The sequence below is a fragment of the Sulfitobacter dubius genome, assembly GCF_900113435.1.
Lineage (GTDB): Bacteria > Pseudomonadota > Alphaproteobacteria > Rhodobacterales > Rhodobacteraceae > Sulfitobacter > Sulfitobacter dubius.
The window spans coordinates 161,700-177,471 of sequence record NZ_FOPG01000003.1; the positions used below are offsets into that span (position 1 = coordinate 161,700).

Genomic DNA, 15,772 nt, shown 5'->3' on the forward strand with positions numbered 1-15,772 from the left:
ATGCGCTAAAGCAGACGCCGCGACAGGCCTTGCTGTGGTATTTTATGACCGCTGTCACCTCTGGTATCGCCATTTGGTGCACACATTTCATCGCCATTCTTGCCTATCAGCCTGACGCTCCGGTAAGCTTTGATCTGGGTTTGACGTTCGCATCCCTGCTGATCGCGATCCTTGGGTGTACACTCGGCATTCTGATCGCTGGGATGTTCCGCTTTTGGATTACAACCATTATCGGCGGGGTGATCTTGGGGCTGGCGATCTCGGCCATGCACTACACTGGGATGGTCGCCTATCGGGTTGAAGGGATGATCCATTGGGACGAGAATTACCTCATCGCCTCAGTTGTATTTGCCATGCTGTTTGCGATCTTCGCGTTATTCTTTGGCGCGCAGAACGGGAAGTTCACCACACTCAACATGACACTGACCTTTGCGGCGGCGATCATTGGGCTTCATTTTACCGGGATGGCCGCCTTTCATGTGACACCCACGAATTTGATGGCCGGGCACAGCAACCCTGCTGAGTTCAAGCTGCTGGCGCTTGTCATCGCGGGAACGGCGGCGCTGATCGTTCTTGGTGGGCTGTTCACCTATTTTATCGAAAACCGCACGCGGATGGAGAATATCGACGAGTTGCGCCAGGCGCGGGATGAAGCGCGCAATGCCAGCCGCGCCAAATCAGAATTCATGAGCGTTTTAAGCCACGAGTTGCGTACGCCGCTGACGATTATCAACGGTTACGCCAGCTTTTTGACGAACCTCAAAGGGCATACGATAGCCAAGTTGAAACCGAATGAGCCGATCACCAAGGTCCACTTTGATGATTTGGGCGATCAGACAGAGCGTTACGGGGGCCGCATCAAATCGGCAGGCGATCACCTGCTAACGATCATCAACGAGCTTCTGGATTACACAAGTATTGAACTTAACTCGATCAAACTGAACAGAATCTCCTTTCAAGCTGGTGATTTGCTGGCCGAGCTGCAGGAGCAGTTTCAGGGCCTGGCGAGAGAGAAACAGTCGTCATTGGAAATTGAGTTTGATGAGTTCAACGTTTTCGCCGACCGTGGGCGCTGCAAGCAAATCTTGATTAACCTGCTTGGCAATGCGCTGAAGTTTTCATCGGCCTCAAGCATACGAATGCGCGCCAGAATGATCGACGATACCTGCCGACTTGAGGTTGAGGACAACGGCTGCGGGATGCCGGCAGAAGACTTGGAGCGGATTTTCCAAGCCTTTATCCAAGCTGAAACAGCGACCAAAAGCGCCGAAGGGGGCACCGGTCTGGGCCTTGCGATCAGCAAAAAATTAGCCGCGGCACATGATGGCGACATTGGTGTGGAAAGCACCGTTGGTGTTGGGACAAAGTTCACCGTTGATCTGCCGGAATGCGCTTCCGTTATCGTTGCGGAAAAAGCGCTCGCTGCGGCTTGATTGATCCAATCGGTCGATGTTGGGGCCGATGAATTTCGGCCCTGACGGATTGGGCTTCACAATCAGGTTGATAAGGCATTTCGTGAAGATGCTGCCAGCCAGTGAAGGCACAGTTCGGCGAAAGCCGCGGCACAGGGTGGTGCGTAAGAAAATAGGTTTGTGCATTCGGGCTTTATGAAAAGTGGCGCTCCCTGAAGGATTCGAACCCTCGGCCTGCCGATTAGAAGTCGGCTGCTCTATCCAGCTGAGCTAAGGGAGCACTCGCCTGCTTATAGGGGTAAGCCTTAGCGCGCATCAAGAGGAACCCGACGCGGGCCGGGTGGGTTGGGCTATCATCTGATATAGAACCCAACGGAGGAAAGCCATGTATCTGCGCAATATCCTAATCGGGGCCACTCTGGCCGCCACAGGCGCCGCAGCGGTGCAAGCCGAAGGCCATATGCAAACGGCAGCAACCGCTCAGGTGGCCGGCAATTCTGATGATATTTCAGGCAGTGTTACGCTAAACACGACCGCTTCGGGTCGGACATTGGTCAAGATCGATGTGACGGGCGTTCCGGCTGGAACTCATGGCGTCCATCTGCATGAGACTGGCGATTGTTCTGCGGAGGATTTCAAATCGGCAGGCGGTCATATCGCGGGCGATCATCAGCATGGCGTGCTTGTCGAAGGTGGGCCGCATCCGGGTGACATGCCGAATATGACTGTCGGTGATGATGGCGTGTTGAAGGCCGAAGTCTTTCTTGATCTGTTAGAAATTGACAGCATGATCAAAGACGATGACGGCGCGGCTTTTGTTATACACGACGGCTCGGATGATTATACATCTCAGCCAGCGGGTGACGCAGGATCACGTATTGCTTGCGGTGTGTTTGAAGCATCTTGATTCGACTTGAAGCGTAGAAAACACCACGCCTTGCCCCATGATTGGGGCAGGGTGGTTGAAGTTGAGGTTCGAGATGTTGCTGGGCTTAGTAGGTTTCCCCGGTACCATTTCCCGAAGAAACTCTGCCTTCGCAAAACTGAGGGTGAAGAAGGACTTATCTGAAAAAAGTAAGGGTCCACAATATTGCTGAAGAGAATCGATCTTTCGCACTCAGAGTGACGCGCAGCGACGGGCGTAAGTCGAGAGATCATCGCCAGCGCGACAAGTGTCTTATATGACGAAGTGTGGGGTTCATGGTGCTGCTGGAGAGAATTGAACTCTCGACCTCTCCCTTACCAAGGGAGTGCTCTACCTCTGAGCTACAGCAGCGCCGTGGGCGGGTGATTAGCCGCAATCGAAATGGGGCGCAACCCCTGATCTGGACGCTTCGTGCACCCTGCGCTAGATAGGCGGCATGGCAAAGCAAAACGCTTCAGAAAAGACCGCAAAAACACCGAGCGCTCGTGAGGCGCGGTTGAAGGCTGCGCTGAAGGCCAATATGGGCCGGCGCAAGGCGCAGGCGCGTGCGCGGGCCGAGGATGTGGCGCAGGATACAGGCAATGACCCCCAAGGGTCGGAAAAGGACAGCTGAACGATGGATTCGATTCTGGTCAGAGGCGGCGGCGAGCTGAACGGGCAAATTCCTATTGCGGGGGCCAAGAACGCCTGTCTGGCGCTGATGCCGGCGACGCTGCTGAGCGAAGAGCCGCTGACGCTGACCAACGCGCCCCGCCTGAGCGACATCCGGACAATGACCGAACTACTGCGTTCTTTGGGGGCCGAAGTGACCTCTATGCAAGACGGCAAGGTCATCACAATGGCCAGCCATGGTGAGATCAACACCCGCGCGGAATACGACATCGTGCGCAAGATGCGGGCGTCTAACCTTGTGCTGGGTCCGCTGCTGGCCCGTCAAGGTCATGCCGAAGTTTCCCTCCCCGGTGGCTGCGCCATTGGCGCGCGGCCGATGGATATCCACACCGATGGGCTGGCGAAGATGGGCGCGGAAATCGATCTGCGTGACGGCTATCTCTATGCCAAGGCTGAGGGCGGTAAGCTCAAGGGGGCGGTGATCGACTTCCCCTTCGCCTCTGTCGGTGCGACCGAGAATATCTTGATGGCCGCGACTTTGGCCAAGGGCACGACCGTCATCAACAACGCTGCACGGGAGCCTGAGATCGTCGATCTGGCGGACTGTCTGCGGGCCATGAGCGCGCAGATTGAAGGTGACGGCACGTCGAGCATTACCATTCAGGGCGTCGACAGCCTGCATGGCGCGACCCACAAGGTGGTAACCGACCGTATTGAGCTTGGCACCTACATGCTTGCGCCAGCCTTTTGCGGCGGCGAAGTGGAACTGCTGGGCGGGCGGATCGACTTGCTGCAGGCGTTCTGTGAAAAGCTCGATGCGGCAGGGATTGAAGTGACTGAGACCGAAGCAGGCCTCAAGGTCGCGCGGCGCAAAGGGCGCATCTCGGCGGTGGATGTCACGACCGAGCCTTTCCCCGGCTTCCCCACCGACCTTCAGGCGCAGATGATGGCACTGCTCTGCACGGCGGAAGGGACCTCCGTGTTGGAGGAAAAGATTTTCGAGAATCGCTTTATGCATGCGCCGGAACTGATCCGCATGGGAGCAAAGATTGACGTGCATGGCGGCACGGCCAAGGTCACCGGGGTTGAAAAGCTCAAAGGTGCGCCGGTGATGGCGACCGATCTTCGGGCCTCCATCTCCCTGATCCTTGCCGGGCTGGCCGCCACCGGAGAGACCACGGTAAGCCGGGTCTACCACCTCGATCGCGGCTATGAGCATGTGGTGTCGAAACTGCGCGGCGTGGGCGCGGATATCGAAAGGATTAGCGGCAAATGACCGAAGATGCACGTTTCGAAGACGGCCGCGAAGCACCCCTGAACCTCGGCGCATTGGATGCCGAGGATCTGACGGTGATCGCCTCGCTGACCCAAGACGCGGTCTTTCCCGCCTCTGAAATGCGCTGGCATCGCACCGGGGCGCGCTTTGCCTTGCTGCTGAACCGCTTGCGGCACGAAGACACGGGCGCTGCACGGCACGCGCCTGAACGTGTGCAATCAATACTGATGTTCAACAACGTGCAGCGTGTGGCGAGCCAAGGCGTGCCCAAGGGCGATGCCGATACGATCCTATCGCTGCTCGACATCACCTTTGAGGAAAGCGACGCACCTTCAGGCCATGTCACGCTGACACTGGCCGGGGATGGCGCGATCCGATTGGAAGTCGAAGCGCTTGAAGTGACGCTTAAGGACGTGACCCGTCCCTATGTCGCCCCCTCCAAGAGACGGCCCGTTCACCCCGAGTGACATCCCGTCACGGTGGCAAGGATCGCGAGATGCCTGAACTTAAACAGAATAGATTTACCCGGGGGCGCGTTGCGGCCCTCATGACCGAGGCCACCGGCTGGGCGCTTTTGCTGCTTGGGGTGGCGCTGGCGGTGCGGCATCTGTTGGGCACGGTCACATTACCGGGGCTTTTGGCCCCTGCCGCGGCGATTGCGGGCGGGCTGTTTGCCATTCTGGCAGCCCATGTCGCGCGCGCCGTGTTCGACAACGCCCAAGATACCCGCGCCATGCGTTTGGCACAGCGCTCCGTCCCCAGTGCCGCTGTCAAAACATCGGGCCTGCGGGCCGAGCCCAGCCTGCGCCGTCCTTCCGCGTCTTGATACCTTTGGGCCAGCCCGCTGCGGTGGCCCCCTTTTCGAAAGCCTGACCCCATGCCCGTCACCCTTGATGCTTCCGCCCCCGATTTCGAAGCGGCCTTTGACAAACTGCTGAACGCCAAGCGCGAAGACAGCCCCGATGTCGATGCCGTGGTGGCCGAGATCATCGCCGATGTGCGCGCGCGGGGCGATGCTGCCGTGATCGACCTGTCGCAAAAGTTCGACCGCGTGACCCTCACCCCCGAAACCCTGCGCATCAGCGCCGCCGAGGTTGACGCCGCCGTCGCCGAAGTCTCTCCCGAGGACCGCAAGGCGCTGGAACTGGCCGCCGACCGCATCCGCGCCTATCACGCACGGCAGCTGCCCGAAGACGCCGAGTGGACCGACCCCGACGGCGCCACGCTGGGTTGGCGCTGGACGCCGGTTTCCGCCGCTGGCCTCTATGTGCCGGGCGGGCTGGCGAGCTATCCGTCCTCGGTCCTGATGAACGCGGTCCCGGCCAAGGTGGCGGGGGTCGAGCGCCTTGCCATGGTCGTGCCGACACCCGACGGCGTGCTGAACCCGCTTGTGTTGCTGGCCGCCCGCATCGCCGGGGTGGATGAGATTTACCGCATCGGCGGCGCGCAGGCCGTGGCGGCGCTGGCCTATGGCACCGATACGATCCCCTCGGTGGACAAGATCACCGGCCCCGGCAACGCCTTTGTCGCCGCCGCCAAACGGCGCGTTTTCGGCAAAGTTGGCATCGACATGATCGCGGGGCCATCCGAGATCCTCGTCATCGCCGATGGCAACAACGATCCCGATTTCATCGCGCTTGATCTGCTGAGCCAAGCCGAGCACGATGAGAGCGCCCAGAGCATCCTCATCACCACGGATGCAGGCTTTGCCCGTGCCGTGGAAGAAGCCGTCGAAAAGCGTCTTCTGACCTTGGAGCGCCGCGCAATCGCGGGTGCCAGCTGGCGCGACAACGGGGCGATCATCACCGTGCCGGACCTCGACGCCGCAGCAGCCCTCAGCAACCGCATCGCGCCCGAACACCTCGAGCTGTGCGTCGCGGACCCCAAAGCGCTCTCGGCCAAGATCACCCATGCGGGCGCGATCTTCCTCGGCCAATGGACGCCTGAGGCGATTGGCGACTATGTCGGCGGCCCGAACCACGTGTTGCCCACAGCCCGCTCGGCACGCTTCTCCTCTGGCCTATCGGTGCTGGATTTCCTGAAGCGGACCACGCTGGCACAGATGTCTCCCGAGGCGCTCAAGACGATCGGCCCGGCGGCAGAGCGGCTGGCCCAGTCAGAGAGCCTTGAGGCGCACGGCCTGTCGGTCACCGCGCGCCTGCGCAAACTGAACGACTAGGGCAGGGGGCTGCTCGCTGAGCCAACCGGGCGCGACATTCGCCATAGGGTGTGCTCTCGCGCATTGCCCCCTCCCCACCGCTGCGTTATCCACGAAAGGGTATCGCCAGCAAAAAGGATGCGCCAATGACCCGCATCACCCATATCGCGCTTGATGACGCGAACATGCCGCCCCCCACGCCTGAGATCGATCAGGAGCGTAAGGTGGCTATGTTCGACCTGCTGGAAGAGAACAGCTTTGTTCTGCCTGAGCGCGAAAAAGGCCCGGTGCCGTCCGGCCCGTATCACTTGTCTTTGTCGATCCGCGATAAGCGGCTGGTCTTTGATGTGGAAACCGAAGCAGCTGAAAAAGCAGCGGAATTCCACCTTTCCCTCGGTCCGTTCCGGCAGGTGGTGAAGGATTACTTCCAGATCTGCGAAAGCTATTTCGAGGCGGTCAAGAAACTGCCCCCCAGTCAGATCGAGACGATCGACATGGCCCGGCGCGGCATTCACAACGAAGGCTCCCGGGTGCTGCAAGAGCGCCTGTCGGGCAAGGCCGAGATCGACACCGATACCGCGCGGCGGCTCTTTACCCTGATCTGCGTTTTGCATTTCGGCGGATAAATGAAGCAGGTGCTGCCTCAGTCCGTTCTCTTCTGCTGCGACCACAATGCCGTCCGTTCGCCGATGGCCGAAGGCTTGATGAAGAAATTCTACGGCACTGGCACCTATGTGCAGTCCGTGGGCGTCAAGAACGACATGGAGATCGACGGTTTTTCCATCGCTGTGTGCAGTGAATTGGATGTGGAGTTGGACCGGCATCGCAGCCGCAGTTTCGATGAGATGGAAGAATGGGGCGACGATCTGGGGTCATTCGACCTTGTGATCGCGCTCAGCCCCGCCAGCCAGCGCCGGGCGCTGGAACTGACGCGGTTTTATCACCTCGACGTGGAATATTGGCCGATCCTCGACCCCACCGGGCTGGGAGAGGGGCGCGAGGCCAAGCTCACCCAGTTTCGCGCCGCCCGCGATCAGATCGTCGGACGGCTGATTGACCGGTTCGGACCGCCGCTGAACGAAAGCTGAACGGTTAGGTGTTGGAGCAAGCCGCTGCAGCGCTTTGCCCAAATGCTTTCCATGTGCTCCAGAAAGCGTTGTGGCTCTTGTTGTCGGACTGGCGCATTTCCTGCAAACGGTGGGGGTCGCGGAAAATCTTGGCGCCTTGGCGCTGGTCTGAGCGGGACAGCGTTTGATCCGCCACCGCCTGTACGCATCCGCAACGCGCATGGCTCGAGCCGCGACGCCCATCGGCCAGACAGGCCTTTTGGATCGGTCCTGTGGCAAAAAGCACCGGAGACGGAGCGAAACGCCCCACGGCCGCATCGCTGGAATACCGCGACCCACCACAGCCCGCCAAGACGACAAGCGCCATCAAACTTACAACTGTACGCATTGATTTGCCCTATTGTTTTGGACCGTGGGGTTTTCCCCTTGTCGGCCCGATCTGCTCTGCCGAACATTATGCCGCAAAAAGGGGCTTCGTGCAATTCTCCTTTGGAGGGGTACTGGCTCTCAGCCCGCGATAAAGCGCCGTGAAGGGCGGGCAGGGGGCACAGGAGCGTTCATGGCCAATTGACGCAGGCGCGGCACTGCGCCATATCCCCTTGCATGACACCGCTTGAAAACATCCGCAATTTCTCCATCGTGGCGCATATCGACCACGGCAAATCCACGCTGGCCGACCGGTTGATCCAACTCACCGGCACGGTCGCCGAACGCGACATGCAAAGCCAGCTTCTGGACAACATGGATATCGAGCGGGAGCGGGGCATCACCATCAAGGCCAACACCGTCCGCATCGAATACCCTGCCAAGGACGGCAAAACCTATGTGCTGAACCTGATCGACACGCCCGGACACGTCGACTTCGCCTATGAGGTCGCGCGCTCCATGCATGCGGTCGAAGGCTCGCTGCTGGTCGTCGACGCCACTCAGGGCGTCGAGGCGCAGACGCTGGCCAATGTCTATACCGCCATCGATGCGGATCATGAGATTGTGCCGGTGTTGAACAAGGTCGACCTGCCCGCCTCTGACCCCGACCGCGTGCGCGAACAGATCGAGGACGTGATCGGCATCGACGCCTCCGAGGCCTGCCTGATCTCAGCCAAGACCGGCGTCGGCATCCCCGATGTGTTGGAAGCGATCGTCAATAAACTGCCCGCGCCCAAGGGCGGCGACCCCGATGCGCCACTCAAGGCGATGCTGGTAGACAGTAAATATGACCAATACCTTGGCGTCATCTGTATCGTCCGGATCATCGACGGCACCCTGAAAAAGGGCGACCGCATTCGCATGATGAAGACCGGCGGCACCTATGACGTGGACGATGTGGGCGTTTACCGGCCCAAGATGACCGGCGTCGAAAGCCTCGGCCCCGGCGAGATCGGTTATCTCAACGCCTCGATCAAACAGGTCCGCGACACCCGCGTCGGCGATACGATCACCCATGAGAAGCGCAAGTGTGAAACCCCGCTGCCGGGCTTTAAGCCGTCCGTGCCGGTGGTTTTCTGTGGTCTCTTCCCGGTCGACGCCAATGACTTCGAAGACATGCGCGATGCGATCGAAAAGCTCGCCCTGAACGATGCCTCCTTCACCTATGAGATGGAAACATCTGCCGCGCTCGGCTTTGGCTTCCGCTGCGGTTTCCTTGGCCTGCTGCACCTCGAAGTGATCCGCGACCGGCTTGAGCGTGAGTATGACATCGACCTGATCACCACCGCCCCTTCGGTGATCTATCACGTCCACATGAAGGACGGCACGATGCAGGAGCTGCACAACCCCGCCGACATGCCCGACATGACGTTGGTGGACCACATGCAAGAGCCGCGGATCAAAGCGACGATCCTCGTGCCCGACGAATACCTCGGCGACGTGCTGAAGCTCTGCCAAGACCGCCGCGGCATTCAGGAAGACCTGACCTATGCCGGTTCGCGGGCGATGGTCGTCTATGACCTGCCGCTGAACGAGGTGGTGTTTGATTTCTACGACCGGCTGAAGTCGGTCACCAAGGGTTACGCTAGTTTTGACTACCAGATGATCGGCTACCGGCAGGATAATTTGGTCAAGATGCAGATCCTCGTGAACGACGAGCCGGTGGATGCGCTGTCGACCATGGTGCACCGCGACCGCGCCGAGATGCGCGGCCGGGCGATGGTGGAAAAGCTCAAAGACCTGATCCCGCGCCACATGTTCAAGATCCCGATCCAGGCGGCCATCGGTGGCAAGGTGATCGCGCGCGAGACGCTCTCGGCCATGCGCAAGGACGTGACGGCGAAGTGTTATGGCGGCGACGCCACGCGGAAGAAGAAGCTGCTGGAGAAGCAGAAGGCCGGTAAGAAGAAGATGCGCCAGTTCGGGAAAGTGGATATCCCGCAGGAGGCGTTTATTTCCGCTCTAAAAATGGACAGCTAAAAGCTGGCCATTTTTAGAGCGCGCGGGAGGCAGCGTATTGCAAAGCAATGCGCGTTCCCGCTCGGTTGTGTTTGGGGGCATTGGTTCACGCTGGAAGCTCTTGGGCTTTCTTGAGGGTAAGCGGGGACTTCACTTCCCCGCTGGCACCACCTTCCACTTCCCAATAGTGTACACCGCCCCCACCATATGCGACCTTCCGCACCCAACCACCGCCGCCACAGGACCACCACCCATGACCACCCCCAGCATCCTCTGCGTCGCCATCACCGGCTCCGTCCCCACCAAGGCCGCCAACCCTGCCGTGCCGATCTCGATCAACGAGCAGGTCGAGTCGACCCACGCAGCGTTCGAGGCCGGGGCCTCGATCTGCCACGCCCATGTGCGCAACGACGACGAGACCCCGTCTTCCGACCCCGATAAGTTCGCGCGGCTGATGGAGGGCCTGCAAAAGCATTGCCCCGGCATGATCATCCAGTTCTCCACCGGCGGGCGCTCGGGCGCGGGGCGGGAGCGGGGTGGAATGCTCTCGCTCAGGCCCGACATGGCCTCGCTCTCGGTTGGGTCCAACAACTTCCCGACGCGAGTTTATGAGAACCCGCCGGAACTGGTCGATTGGCTGGCCTCGGAGATGAAAACTCACGCGGTTAAACCCGAGATTGAGGCCTTTGACCTCAGCCACATCCACAAGGCCGCCGAAATGAACCGCGACGGGCGCATTCCCGGCCAGCTTTATGTGCAATTCGTCATGGGCGTGAAAAACGCCATGCCGGTGGACCGTGAGACCTTTGATTTCTACATCCAGACGCTGAACCGCCTCGCGCCCGATGCGCAGTGGTGTGCTGCCGGGATCGGGCCGAACCAGATCGTGCTGAACGAATGGGCAATCGCGGCGGGCGGTCATACCCGCGCGGGGCTGGAAGACAACGTGCGGCTGGACCGCGACAGGCTGGCGCCGTCGAACGCCGCGCTGATCCAGCGGGCGGCGGATCTCTGCGCAAAATACGAGCGTCCGGTCGCCACGGCTGCACAAGCGCGTGAGATTCTGGGTCTGCGCCCGGCATAGGCTTGCCGTCTAAGAGGCGCTGCGTTGAAATGAGGGACGGGACAGCTATGTCCCGTTCCAGCAACCAACAGGAGCCTGAGATGTCCCAGACCCGCCGCCATTTCCTTGCCACCTCTGCCGCCGCCGCTGGCGTCGTGACCCTGCTGCCTTTTGCCGCTCGCGCCGCCGCGCATAGTGGTGATACATTCGATACCGACGCTGGCCCGATCACGGTGCATCCGGTCGACCACGCCTCTATCGTGTTGGAGACCCCGGCGGGCGTGATCTATGTCGATCCGGTGGGCGAGCCCGCGCAATACAGCGACTTCCCCGCCGCCGATCTGATCCTCATCACCCATGAGCATGGCGACCACTACAATGCCGATACGCTGGCCGCACTGGCAGGCGATGACGTGCAGATCATCACCAACCCCGCCGTCTTCGACATGCTGCCCGAGGCGCTGGCCGCCAAGGCCAGTAAGATTGCCAATGGCGAGAATGCCGAATTTAACGGCCTGCCGATCAACGCGATCCCGGCCTATAACACCACCGAAGAGCGTAAGAAGTTTCACCCTGAGGGCCGCGACAACGGGTATATCCTCGGGTTTGAAGGGTTCCGCGTCTACATCTCGGGGGACACCGAAGATACGCCAGAGATGCGCAGCCTGACCGATATCTCTCTGGCCTTTGTCTGTATGAACCTGCCGTTCACCATGGATTCCAACGCCGCTGCTTCCGCCGTGGCAGAGTTCAAACCGACCTATGTTTATCCCTATCACTTCCGGGGCAAAGACGGCGGCACGCAAGACCCAGAAGAGTTCGCCAAGCGCGTCGGCACCGATGTCGAGGTTAAAATCGGCGGCTGGTACGAAAGCTAAAGCCCTGCGGCTACGCCCATTGGGGTGTGGCCGACCCTTTCGACGGTTCCCGCACAGGTCGCAACGGGAGCCGCTTTCGAATTCCCTGTATTATCTTCTTATACAATGAATTCAGTGCTCTAGGCACTCTCCCTTCCCAAGTCAGAAGTTTTGCTTGATCGCCCCAAGTTCGCGGACTAGCGTGACCTGCGACAGATGTGAAACAATGGTTCACATTGCGAAACAAGTCTCTGGGAGGAGCCGACATGACAATTTTCAAACACCTGAGCTGCGCCGCAGCTCTGGCGCTGGCTGGCGGCGCGGTGAGCGCTGAAACCGTTTTGATTCACGGTGAAGCAGGGCCCAACCGCGGCGCACGCGCCGATGCGTTGCAGTGGTTCGCCGATCAAGTTGCCGAACGCTCGGACGGCGATATCCGATTCGACATTCAGTGGGGCGGCGCGCTGTTCAAAGCGAACGCAGCCGTGCAATCCATCGCCTATGGGGTGGCTGACACAGGCTCGGTCATCGCCGTGTACTATCCGCAGGAAATGGCGGGCTACGGCATTGCTGACCTGCCGGTAAACAACCCCGACGCTTGGGTCGGTATGCGCGCCACGGATGAGCTGATGCGCTCCAGCCAAGCGATCCAAGACGATCTGGCCGACAAGAACCTCGTCTACATAGGCACTTGGACCACCAGCCAGGTAAACATCGGCTGCAAGGGCGGCGCGATCAAATCTGTGGCGGATATCTCGGGCAAGAAGGTCCGCGGCGTGGGCGCCTACGGCAAGGTCTTTGGCGAGCAGGGCGCGAACATGGTCAACATGTCGATCTATGACGCCTACCAAGGGCTCGACACCGGGCTGATCGACTGTTCGCAGGGCTACAGCTATGCCGTCGCCGCGCTGAAGCAGGCCGAGGTGATGGACAGCTACACGATCCTCGATTGGGGTCAGGTCGGCGGTCTGGGCATCTTCATGAACAAAGACATGCACGACAGTCTGACGCCCGAGCAGCAGGAAACGCTGGCTTCCGTGGGGTCGGACATGGCGGATGAATTTGGCCGTATGATCACAGAGGCCAACGACAACGCCATCGCATCGATGAAAGAGCAGGGCGTTGAAGTCATCACCCTCCCCGAAGAAGACCGCGCTCAACTGGTCGAAGCGGGTCAGAAGTTCCTCGACGAATGGCAGCAGACGGCCGATTCTGCGGGCCTGCCCGGAGAGCAACTGCTGGAAGAGTATAAAGGCCTCATCGCCAAATACACCGAGCAGCGCGACGCGGATGGTTATCCTTGGGAAGCCAAAAGCAACTAAGCGCTAAATTAGGGGAGGGGCAGCATATGTTGGTAAATCTGGAGAAAATTCTGTTGGGATTGGGCGCTTTGGCGGTGATCGCTTTGGGGGTGCTGATCACCTCCAACGTGATCGCTCGCGCGCTCTTTGCCAGTCAGGTGCCCGATAGCGTGACCATGGTGCGAGAGCTCATGGTCGCCGCCATCCTACTGCCCCTCGCCGCTGCGACCGCAGCCCGTGCGCATGTCTCCGTGGCCTTCGTGACGGACCGGTTTCCCGACCGCGCCCGTTCGGTGTTGATCGTTGCGGGCTCTGCCATCGGGATGCTGGCACTGGCGCCGCTGATTTATTCCGGCGGGCGCGAGTTCTTTGCCGTGGTCGAGAAGGGCAGCTTTTTCTATGGCGACCTCAATCTGCCGAAATGGCCCGGGCGGCTGCTGTTCCTGATCGGAATGATCGCGACCTTCCTGCGACTGGCTGAGCTGACGTGGCGCGATGGGCGCACCGTGCTGGCGGGTGGCGTGGTCTCTGACGAACAACACCATGCGGCCGACCTTCTGGCCGAGAAGGACGTGCTGTAATGGATGCTTCGACCATCGGAATGATCGCCTTTGCCGCGGTGCTGATCCTGCTTGCCCTGCGCGTGCCAATCGCCTTTACGCTGGCCGCCGTGGCGACCGTTGCTACCTTCTTTATCTTCGCCTTCCGTACCGGGACCTTCATGCCCGAACGTGCGATCAAGGCGACCACCTCGATGGTGTTTTCAAACTCCTTCGACCTCATTCACTCTTACGATCTGTCGATGATCCCGCTTTTCGTGGCGCTTGGTCACATCGCGTATCGCGCGGATATCACGACCAAGATTTATCACGCCGCCAAAGTCTGGCTGACCCGCCTGCCGGGTGGTGTCGCCATGGCAAGTGTTATGGGCTGCGGCGGGTTTTCCGCGATCACCGGTTCATCCATCGCCTGCGCCTCGACCATGGGTAAGATCTGTACGCCCGAGATGCTGCGCATGGGCTATGACCCGCGTTTGGCCACGGCTTCGGTCGCGGCGGGGGGCACATTGGGCTCGCTCATTCCGCCATCGGTTCTGTTCATCATCTACGGCATTTTCACCGAGACTTCGATCTCGTCGTTGTTCCTTGCGGGTGTTCTGCCGGGGTTGCTGACGCTGGCGGGTTTTGTGCTGGTCATCGCCGTCTGGGTCTGGCGCGATCCGGCGGTAGCACCCTCGACCGACCAACGCTACACCGCGGGTGAGCGTTGGCAGGCGGCCCTTGATAGCTGGCCCGCGATCTTGCTGTTCGTGCTTATCATCGGCGGCATCTACGGCGGTATCTTTACCGCGACCGAGGCTGCCGCCGTCTGCGTCGTCTCCGCCACGCTGATCGGTTTCGCGCAGCGCAAACTGGATTGGGCGGGCCTTTGGGAGGCGGTAAAAGAAACCTGTGTTCAGACTTCTGCTATCTTCCTGATTGCTGCCAGTGCAAAGATTTTTGTGGCCTTTGTTGCGCTGACTGGCGTCGCGGGCACCATCGTTGGTTTCGTGTCCGACGCGCAGATGTCGCTGGTTTTGCTGATGCTCTGCATTGCGCTGATTTACCTTCTGCTCGGCATGTTCCTTGATCCCATCGGTATCATGGTGCTGACCCTGCCGCTGATGATCCCGCTGGTGGAAAGCTATGACCTCAACCTCATCTGGTTCGGCGTCGTGGTCATCAAACTGCTGGAGATCGGCCTCATCACACCGCCCGTGGGCCTCAACGTCTTTGTCATCGCCAATGTGGTGGGCCGCGAAGCGCCGATTGATAAGATCTTTGCGGGCATCACACGGTTCCTCAGCGTAGATTTCATCGTGCTGATCCTCATAATGTCCTTCCCGATGATCTCGCTTTTGATCCCGATGGCGGCGCGATGAAGGACCGCGACGAAACGACAGCGGACCGTAAGTTCGCCAATACGCTGGCGCGGGGCCTCGGCATTCTGCGTGCCTTCCGCGCCAGCGACAGCGGGCTGAGCCACGCGCAGATCGCCGAGCGGACGGGCCTGCCGAAACCCACGGTTTCGCGGCTGACCTATACGCTGTGCGAACTGGGCTATTTGGCGCATGGCGGGCGCAACGATAAGTTCCGGCTCGGGCCTGCGGCGATTGCGCTCGGCTCGGTCGCCTCGGTCGCGGTCAGTTTCGTCGATATGGCGTCGGACGTGATGCAGCAGTTGGCCGACGAGACCCGCACGCTGGCGCTGATTGCCGTGCGCGATGGCGACCGGATGATGCTGGTGCGCACATGGCGTCCGCATACCGCCTCGACCATCTGGTTGGAGCCGGGCCATCGCATCCCGGTCTATGGCTCTTCTTCCGGCCTCGCCACGCTGGCCAGCCTGAATGAAGACCGGTTTGACGCGCTTGAGCCAGATGAGCGGCTACGCAATTTCCGCCGCGAAGGGTATGAGCAGCTTTTGGCGCAGGGCTTTGTCCTCGCCCCGCCTGAGACGCGTTATGCCCGCAGTATCAACGCTGTGAGCGTGCCCTATTACGCAGGGGAATTCGGCGAACCCGTCGCCTTCACCTGCGGCGCTTTGCCGGGCGACTTGCCCGACAGCCGCATTCTGTCACAAGTGGGGCCAGCGCTGCGTGACGTGGTCAGCGGCATCGAACAACGCACCGGACGGGCACCGGCCCTATCCCGGCGCGGATAGATCAAGGAGTTTA

The 15,772-nt window shown here is 60.3% G+C and carries 17 protein-coding genes, 2 tRNA genes and 1 pseudogene; 17 read left to right on the forward strand and 3 right to left on the reverse strand.

Annotation, left to right across the window (positions count from 1 at the left end):
• Positions 1–44: 44 nt before the first annotated feature.
• Positions 45–221 (forward strand): annotated as a pseudogene (locus tag BM229_RS18385) (MHYT domain-containing protein); the annotation flags it as partial.
• 24 nt (positions 222–245) lie between these two features.
• Positions 246–1,433: an ATP-binding protein gene (locus BM229_RS13205; protein ID WP_244152226.1), complete on the forward strand. Its 1,188-nt coding sequence runs from the start codon at positions 246–248 to the stop codon at positions 1,431–1,433.
• A gap of 182 nt (positions 1,434–1,615) precedes the next feature.
• On the opposite strand, the gene BM229_RS13210 is transcribed toward BM229_RS13205, so the two are convergent.
• A tRNA-Arg gene (locus BM229_RS13210) sits at positions 1,616–1,692 on the reverse strand.
• Between the two features lie 105 nt (positions 1,693–1,797).
• On the opposite strand from BM229_RS13210, the gene BM229_RS13215 reads away from it, so the two are divergent.
• Positions 1,798–2,319, forward strand: coding sequence for a superoxide dismutase family protein (locus BM229_RS13215; protein ID WP_093928121.1), 522 nt, complete (start codon positions 1,798–1,800; stop codon positions 2,317–2,319).
• Positions 2,320–2,613: 294 nt separating this feature from the next.
• Here BM229_RS13215 and BM229_RS13220 read toward each other — a convergent pair.
• Positions 2,614–2,688, reverse strand: a tRNA-Thr gene (locus tag BM229_RS13220).
• An 85-nt stretch (positions 2,689–2,773) separates the two neighbouring features.
• On the opposite strand from BM229_RS13220, the gene BM229_RS18255 reads away from it, so the two are divergent.
• The 7 genes from BM229_RS18255 to BM229_RS13255 all read left to right on the forward strand — a co-directional run bounded on the left by BM229_RS18255 (position 2,774) and on the right by BM229_RS13255 (position 7,471).
• A complete protein-coding gene (locus BM229_RS18255; protein WP_093928122.1) occupies positions 2,774–2,950 on the forward strand; it encodes a hypothetical protein in 177 nt (58 codons plus the stop codon).
• Between the two features lie 3 nt (positions 2,951–2,953).
• Positions 2,954–4,225, forward strand: a complete 1,272-nt coding sequence (murA, locus tag BM229_RS13230; protein ID WP_093928123.1) for a UDP-N-acetylglucosamine 1-carboxyvinyltransferase — start codon at positions 2,954–2,956, stop codon at positions 4,223–4,225.
• Complete coding sequence (locus BM229_RS13235) at positions 4,222–4,692, forward strand: DUF2948 family protein (RefSeq protein WP_093928124.1); 471 nt, start codon at positions 4,222–4,224, stop codon at positions 4,690–4,692. The genes murA and BM229_RS13235 overlap by 4 nt, the downstream gene beginning before the upstream one ends.
• A gap of 29 nt (positions 4,693–4,721) precedes the next feature.
• Positions 4,722–5,051 (forward strand): hypothetical protein, encoded by a 330-nt coding sequence (locus BM229_RS13240; RefSeq protein ID WP_093928125.1) that lies wholly within the window; start codon positions 4,722–4,724, stop codon positions 5,049–5,051.
• A gap of 51 nt (positions 5,052–5,102) precedes the next feature.
• The gene (hisD, locus tag BM229_RS13245; RefSeq protein WP_093928126.1) at positions 5,103–6,404 is read left to right on the forward strand and encodes a histidinol dehydrogenase; all 1,302 of its coding nucleotides are present in this window, start codon (positions 5,103–5,105) and stop codon (positions 6,402–6,404) included.
• 101 nt (positions 6,405–6,505) lie between these two features.
• A complete protein-coding gene (locus BM229_RS13250; protein ID WP_276326650.1) occupies positions 6,506–7,009 on the forward strand; it encodes a UPF0262 family protein in 504 nt (167 codons plus the stop codon).
• Positions 7,010–7,471: an arsenate-mycothiol transferase ArsC gene (locus BM229_RS13255; protein ID WP_093928127.1), complete on the forward strand. Its 462-nt coding sequence runs from the start codon at positions 7,010–7,012 to the stop codon at positions 7,469–7,471.
• A gap of 4 nt (positions 7,472–7,475) precedes the next feature.
• On the opposite strand, the gene BM229_RS13260 is transcribed toward BM229_RS13255, so the two are convergent.
• Positions 7,476–7,838: a hypothetical protein gene (locus tag BM229_RS13260; RefSeq protein ID WP_243261421.1), complete on the reverse strand. Its 363-nt coding sequence runs from the start codon at positions 7,836–7,838 to the stop codon at positions 7,476–7,478.
• Between the two features lie 215 nt (positions 7,839–8,053).
• Between BM229_RS13260 and lepA the strand changes: the two genes are divergently transcribed.
• From lepA to BM229_RS13295, 7 genes are all read left to right on the forward strand, one after another.
• The gene (gene lepA / locus BM229_RS13265) at positions 8,054–9,856 is read left to right on the forward strand and encodes a translation elongation factor 4 (protein WP_093928128.1); all 1,803 of its coding nucleotides are present in this window, start codon (positions 8,054–8,056) and stop codon (positions 9,854–9,856) included.
• Between the two features lie 232 nt (positions 9,857–10,088).
• Positions 10,089–10,919, forward strand: coding sequence for a 3-oxoadipate:acetyl-CoA acetyltransferase (locus BM229_RS13270; RefSeq protein WP_093928129.1), 831 nt, complete (start codon positions 10,089–10,091; stop codon positions 10,917–10,919).
• A gap of 80 nt (positions 10,920–10,999) precedes the next feature.
• Complete coding sequence (locus tag BM229_RS13275; protein ID WP_093928130.1) at positions 11,000–11,776, forward strand: MBL fold metallo-hydrolase; 777 nt, start codon at positions 11,000–11,002, stop codon at positions 11,774–11,776.
• 245 nt (positions 11,777–12,021) lie between these two features.
• Positions 12,022–13,077 (forward strand): C4-dicarboxylate TRAP transporter substrate-binding protein, encoded by a 1,056-nt coding sequence (locus tag BM229_RS13280; RefSeq protein ID WP_093928131.1) that lies wholly within the window; start codon positions 12,022–12,024, stop codon positions 13,075–13,077.
• A 26-nt stretch (positions 13,078–13,103) separates the two neighbouring features.
• Positions 13,104–13,637: a TRAP transporter small permease gene (locus BM229_RS13285; protein WP_093928132.1), complete on the forward strand. Its 534-nt coding sequence runs from the start codon at positions 13,104–13,106 to the stop codon at positions 13,635–13,637.
• Entirely contained in the window at positions 13,637–14,977 is a 1,341-nt protein-coding gene (locus tag BM229_RS13290; protein WP_093928133.1) for a TRAP transporter large permease, read from the forward strand. The genes BM229_RS13285 and BM229_RS13290 overlap by 1 nt, the downstream gene beginning before the upstream one ends.
• Positions 14,974–15,759: an IclR family transcriptional regulator gene (locus tag BM229_RS13295; RefSeq protein WP_093928134.1), complete on the forward strand. Its 786-nt coding sequence runs from the start codon at positions 14,974–14,976 to the stop codon at positions 15,757–15,759. Before BM229_RS13290 ends, BM229_RS13295 begins: the two co-directional genes overlap by 4 nt.
• Positions 15,760–15,772 lie beyond the last annotated feature (13 nt).

What these genes read in the sequence shown, in the direction of transcription:
- BM229_RS13280 (WP_093928131.1), top strand. Translation starts at nt 12,022, where the DNA reads ATGACAATTTTCAAACACCTGAGCTGCGCCGCAGCTCTGGCGCTGGCT.
- lepA (WP_093928128.1), top strand. Translation starts at nt 8,054, where the DNA reads ATGACACCGCTTGAAAACATCCGCAATTTCTCCATCGTGGCGCATATC.
- BM229_RS13255 (WP_093928127.1), top strand. Translation starts at nt 7,010, where the DNA reads ATGAAGCAGGTGCTGCCTCAGTCCGTTCTCTTCTGCTGCGACCACAAT.
- BM229_RS13295 (WP_093928134.1), top strand. Translation starts at nt 14,974, where the DNA reads ATGAAGGACCGCGACGAAACGACAGCGGACCGTAAGTTCGCCAATACG.
- hisD (WP_093928126.1), top strand. Translation starts at nt 5,103, where the DNA reads ATGCCCGTCACCCTTGATGCTTCCGCCCCCGATTTCGAAGCGGCCTTT.
- BM229_RS13270 (WP_093928129.1), top strand. Translation starts at nt 10,089, where the DNA reads ATGACCACCCCCAGCATCCTCTGCGTCGCCATCACCGGCTCCGTCCCC.
- BM229_RS13285 (WP_093928132.1), top strand. Translation starts at nt 13,104, where the DNA reads ATGTTGGTAAATCTGGAGAAAATTCTGTTGGGATTGGGCGCTTTGGCG.
- BM229_RS13260 (WP_243261421.1), bottom strand. Translation starts at nt 7,838, where the DNA reads ATGCGTACAGTTGTAAGTTTGATGGCGCTTGTCGTCTTGGCGGGCTGT.
- BM229_RS13290 (WP_093928133.1), top strand. Translation starts at nt 13,637, where the DNA reads ATGGATGCTTCGACCATCGGAATGATCGCCTTTGCCGCGGTGCTGATC.
- BM229_RS13235 (WP_093928124.1), top strand. Translation starts at nt 4,222, where the DNA reads ATGACCGAAGATGCACGTTTCGAAGACGGCCGCGAAGCACCCCTGAAC.
- BM229_RS13275 (WP_093928130.1), top strand. Translation starts at nt 11,000, where the DNA reads ATGTCCCAGACCCGCCGCCATTTCCTTGCCACCTCTGCCGCCGCCGCT.
- murA (WP_093928123.1), top strand. Translation starts at nt 2,954, where the DNA reads ATGGATTCGATTCTGGTCAGAGGCGGCGGCGAGCTGAACGGGCAAATT.
- BM229_RS13215 (WP_093928121.1), top strand. Translation starts at nt 1,798, where the DNA reads ATGTATCTGCGCAATATCCTAATCGGGGCCACTCTGGCCGCCACAGGC.
- BM229_RS18255 (WP_093928122.1), top strand. Translation starts at nt 2,774, where the DNA reads ATGGCAAAGCAAAACGCTTCAGAAAAGACCGCAAAAACACCGAGCGCT.
- BM229_RS13240 (WP_093928125.1), top strand. Translation starts at nt 4,722, where the DNA reads ATGCCTGAACTTAAACAGAATAGATTTACCCGGGGGCGCGTTGCGGCC.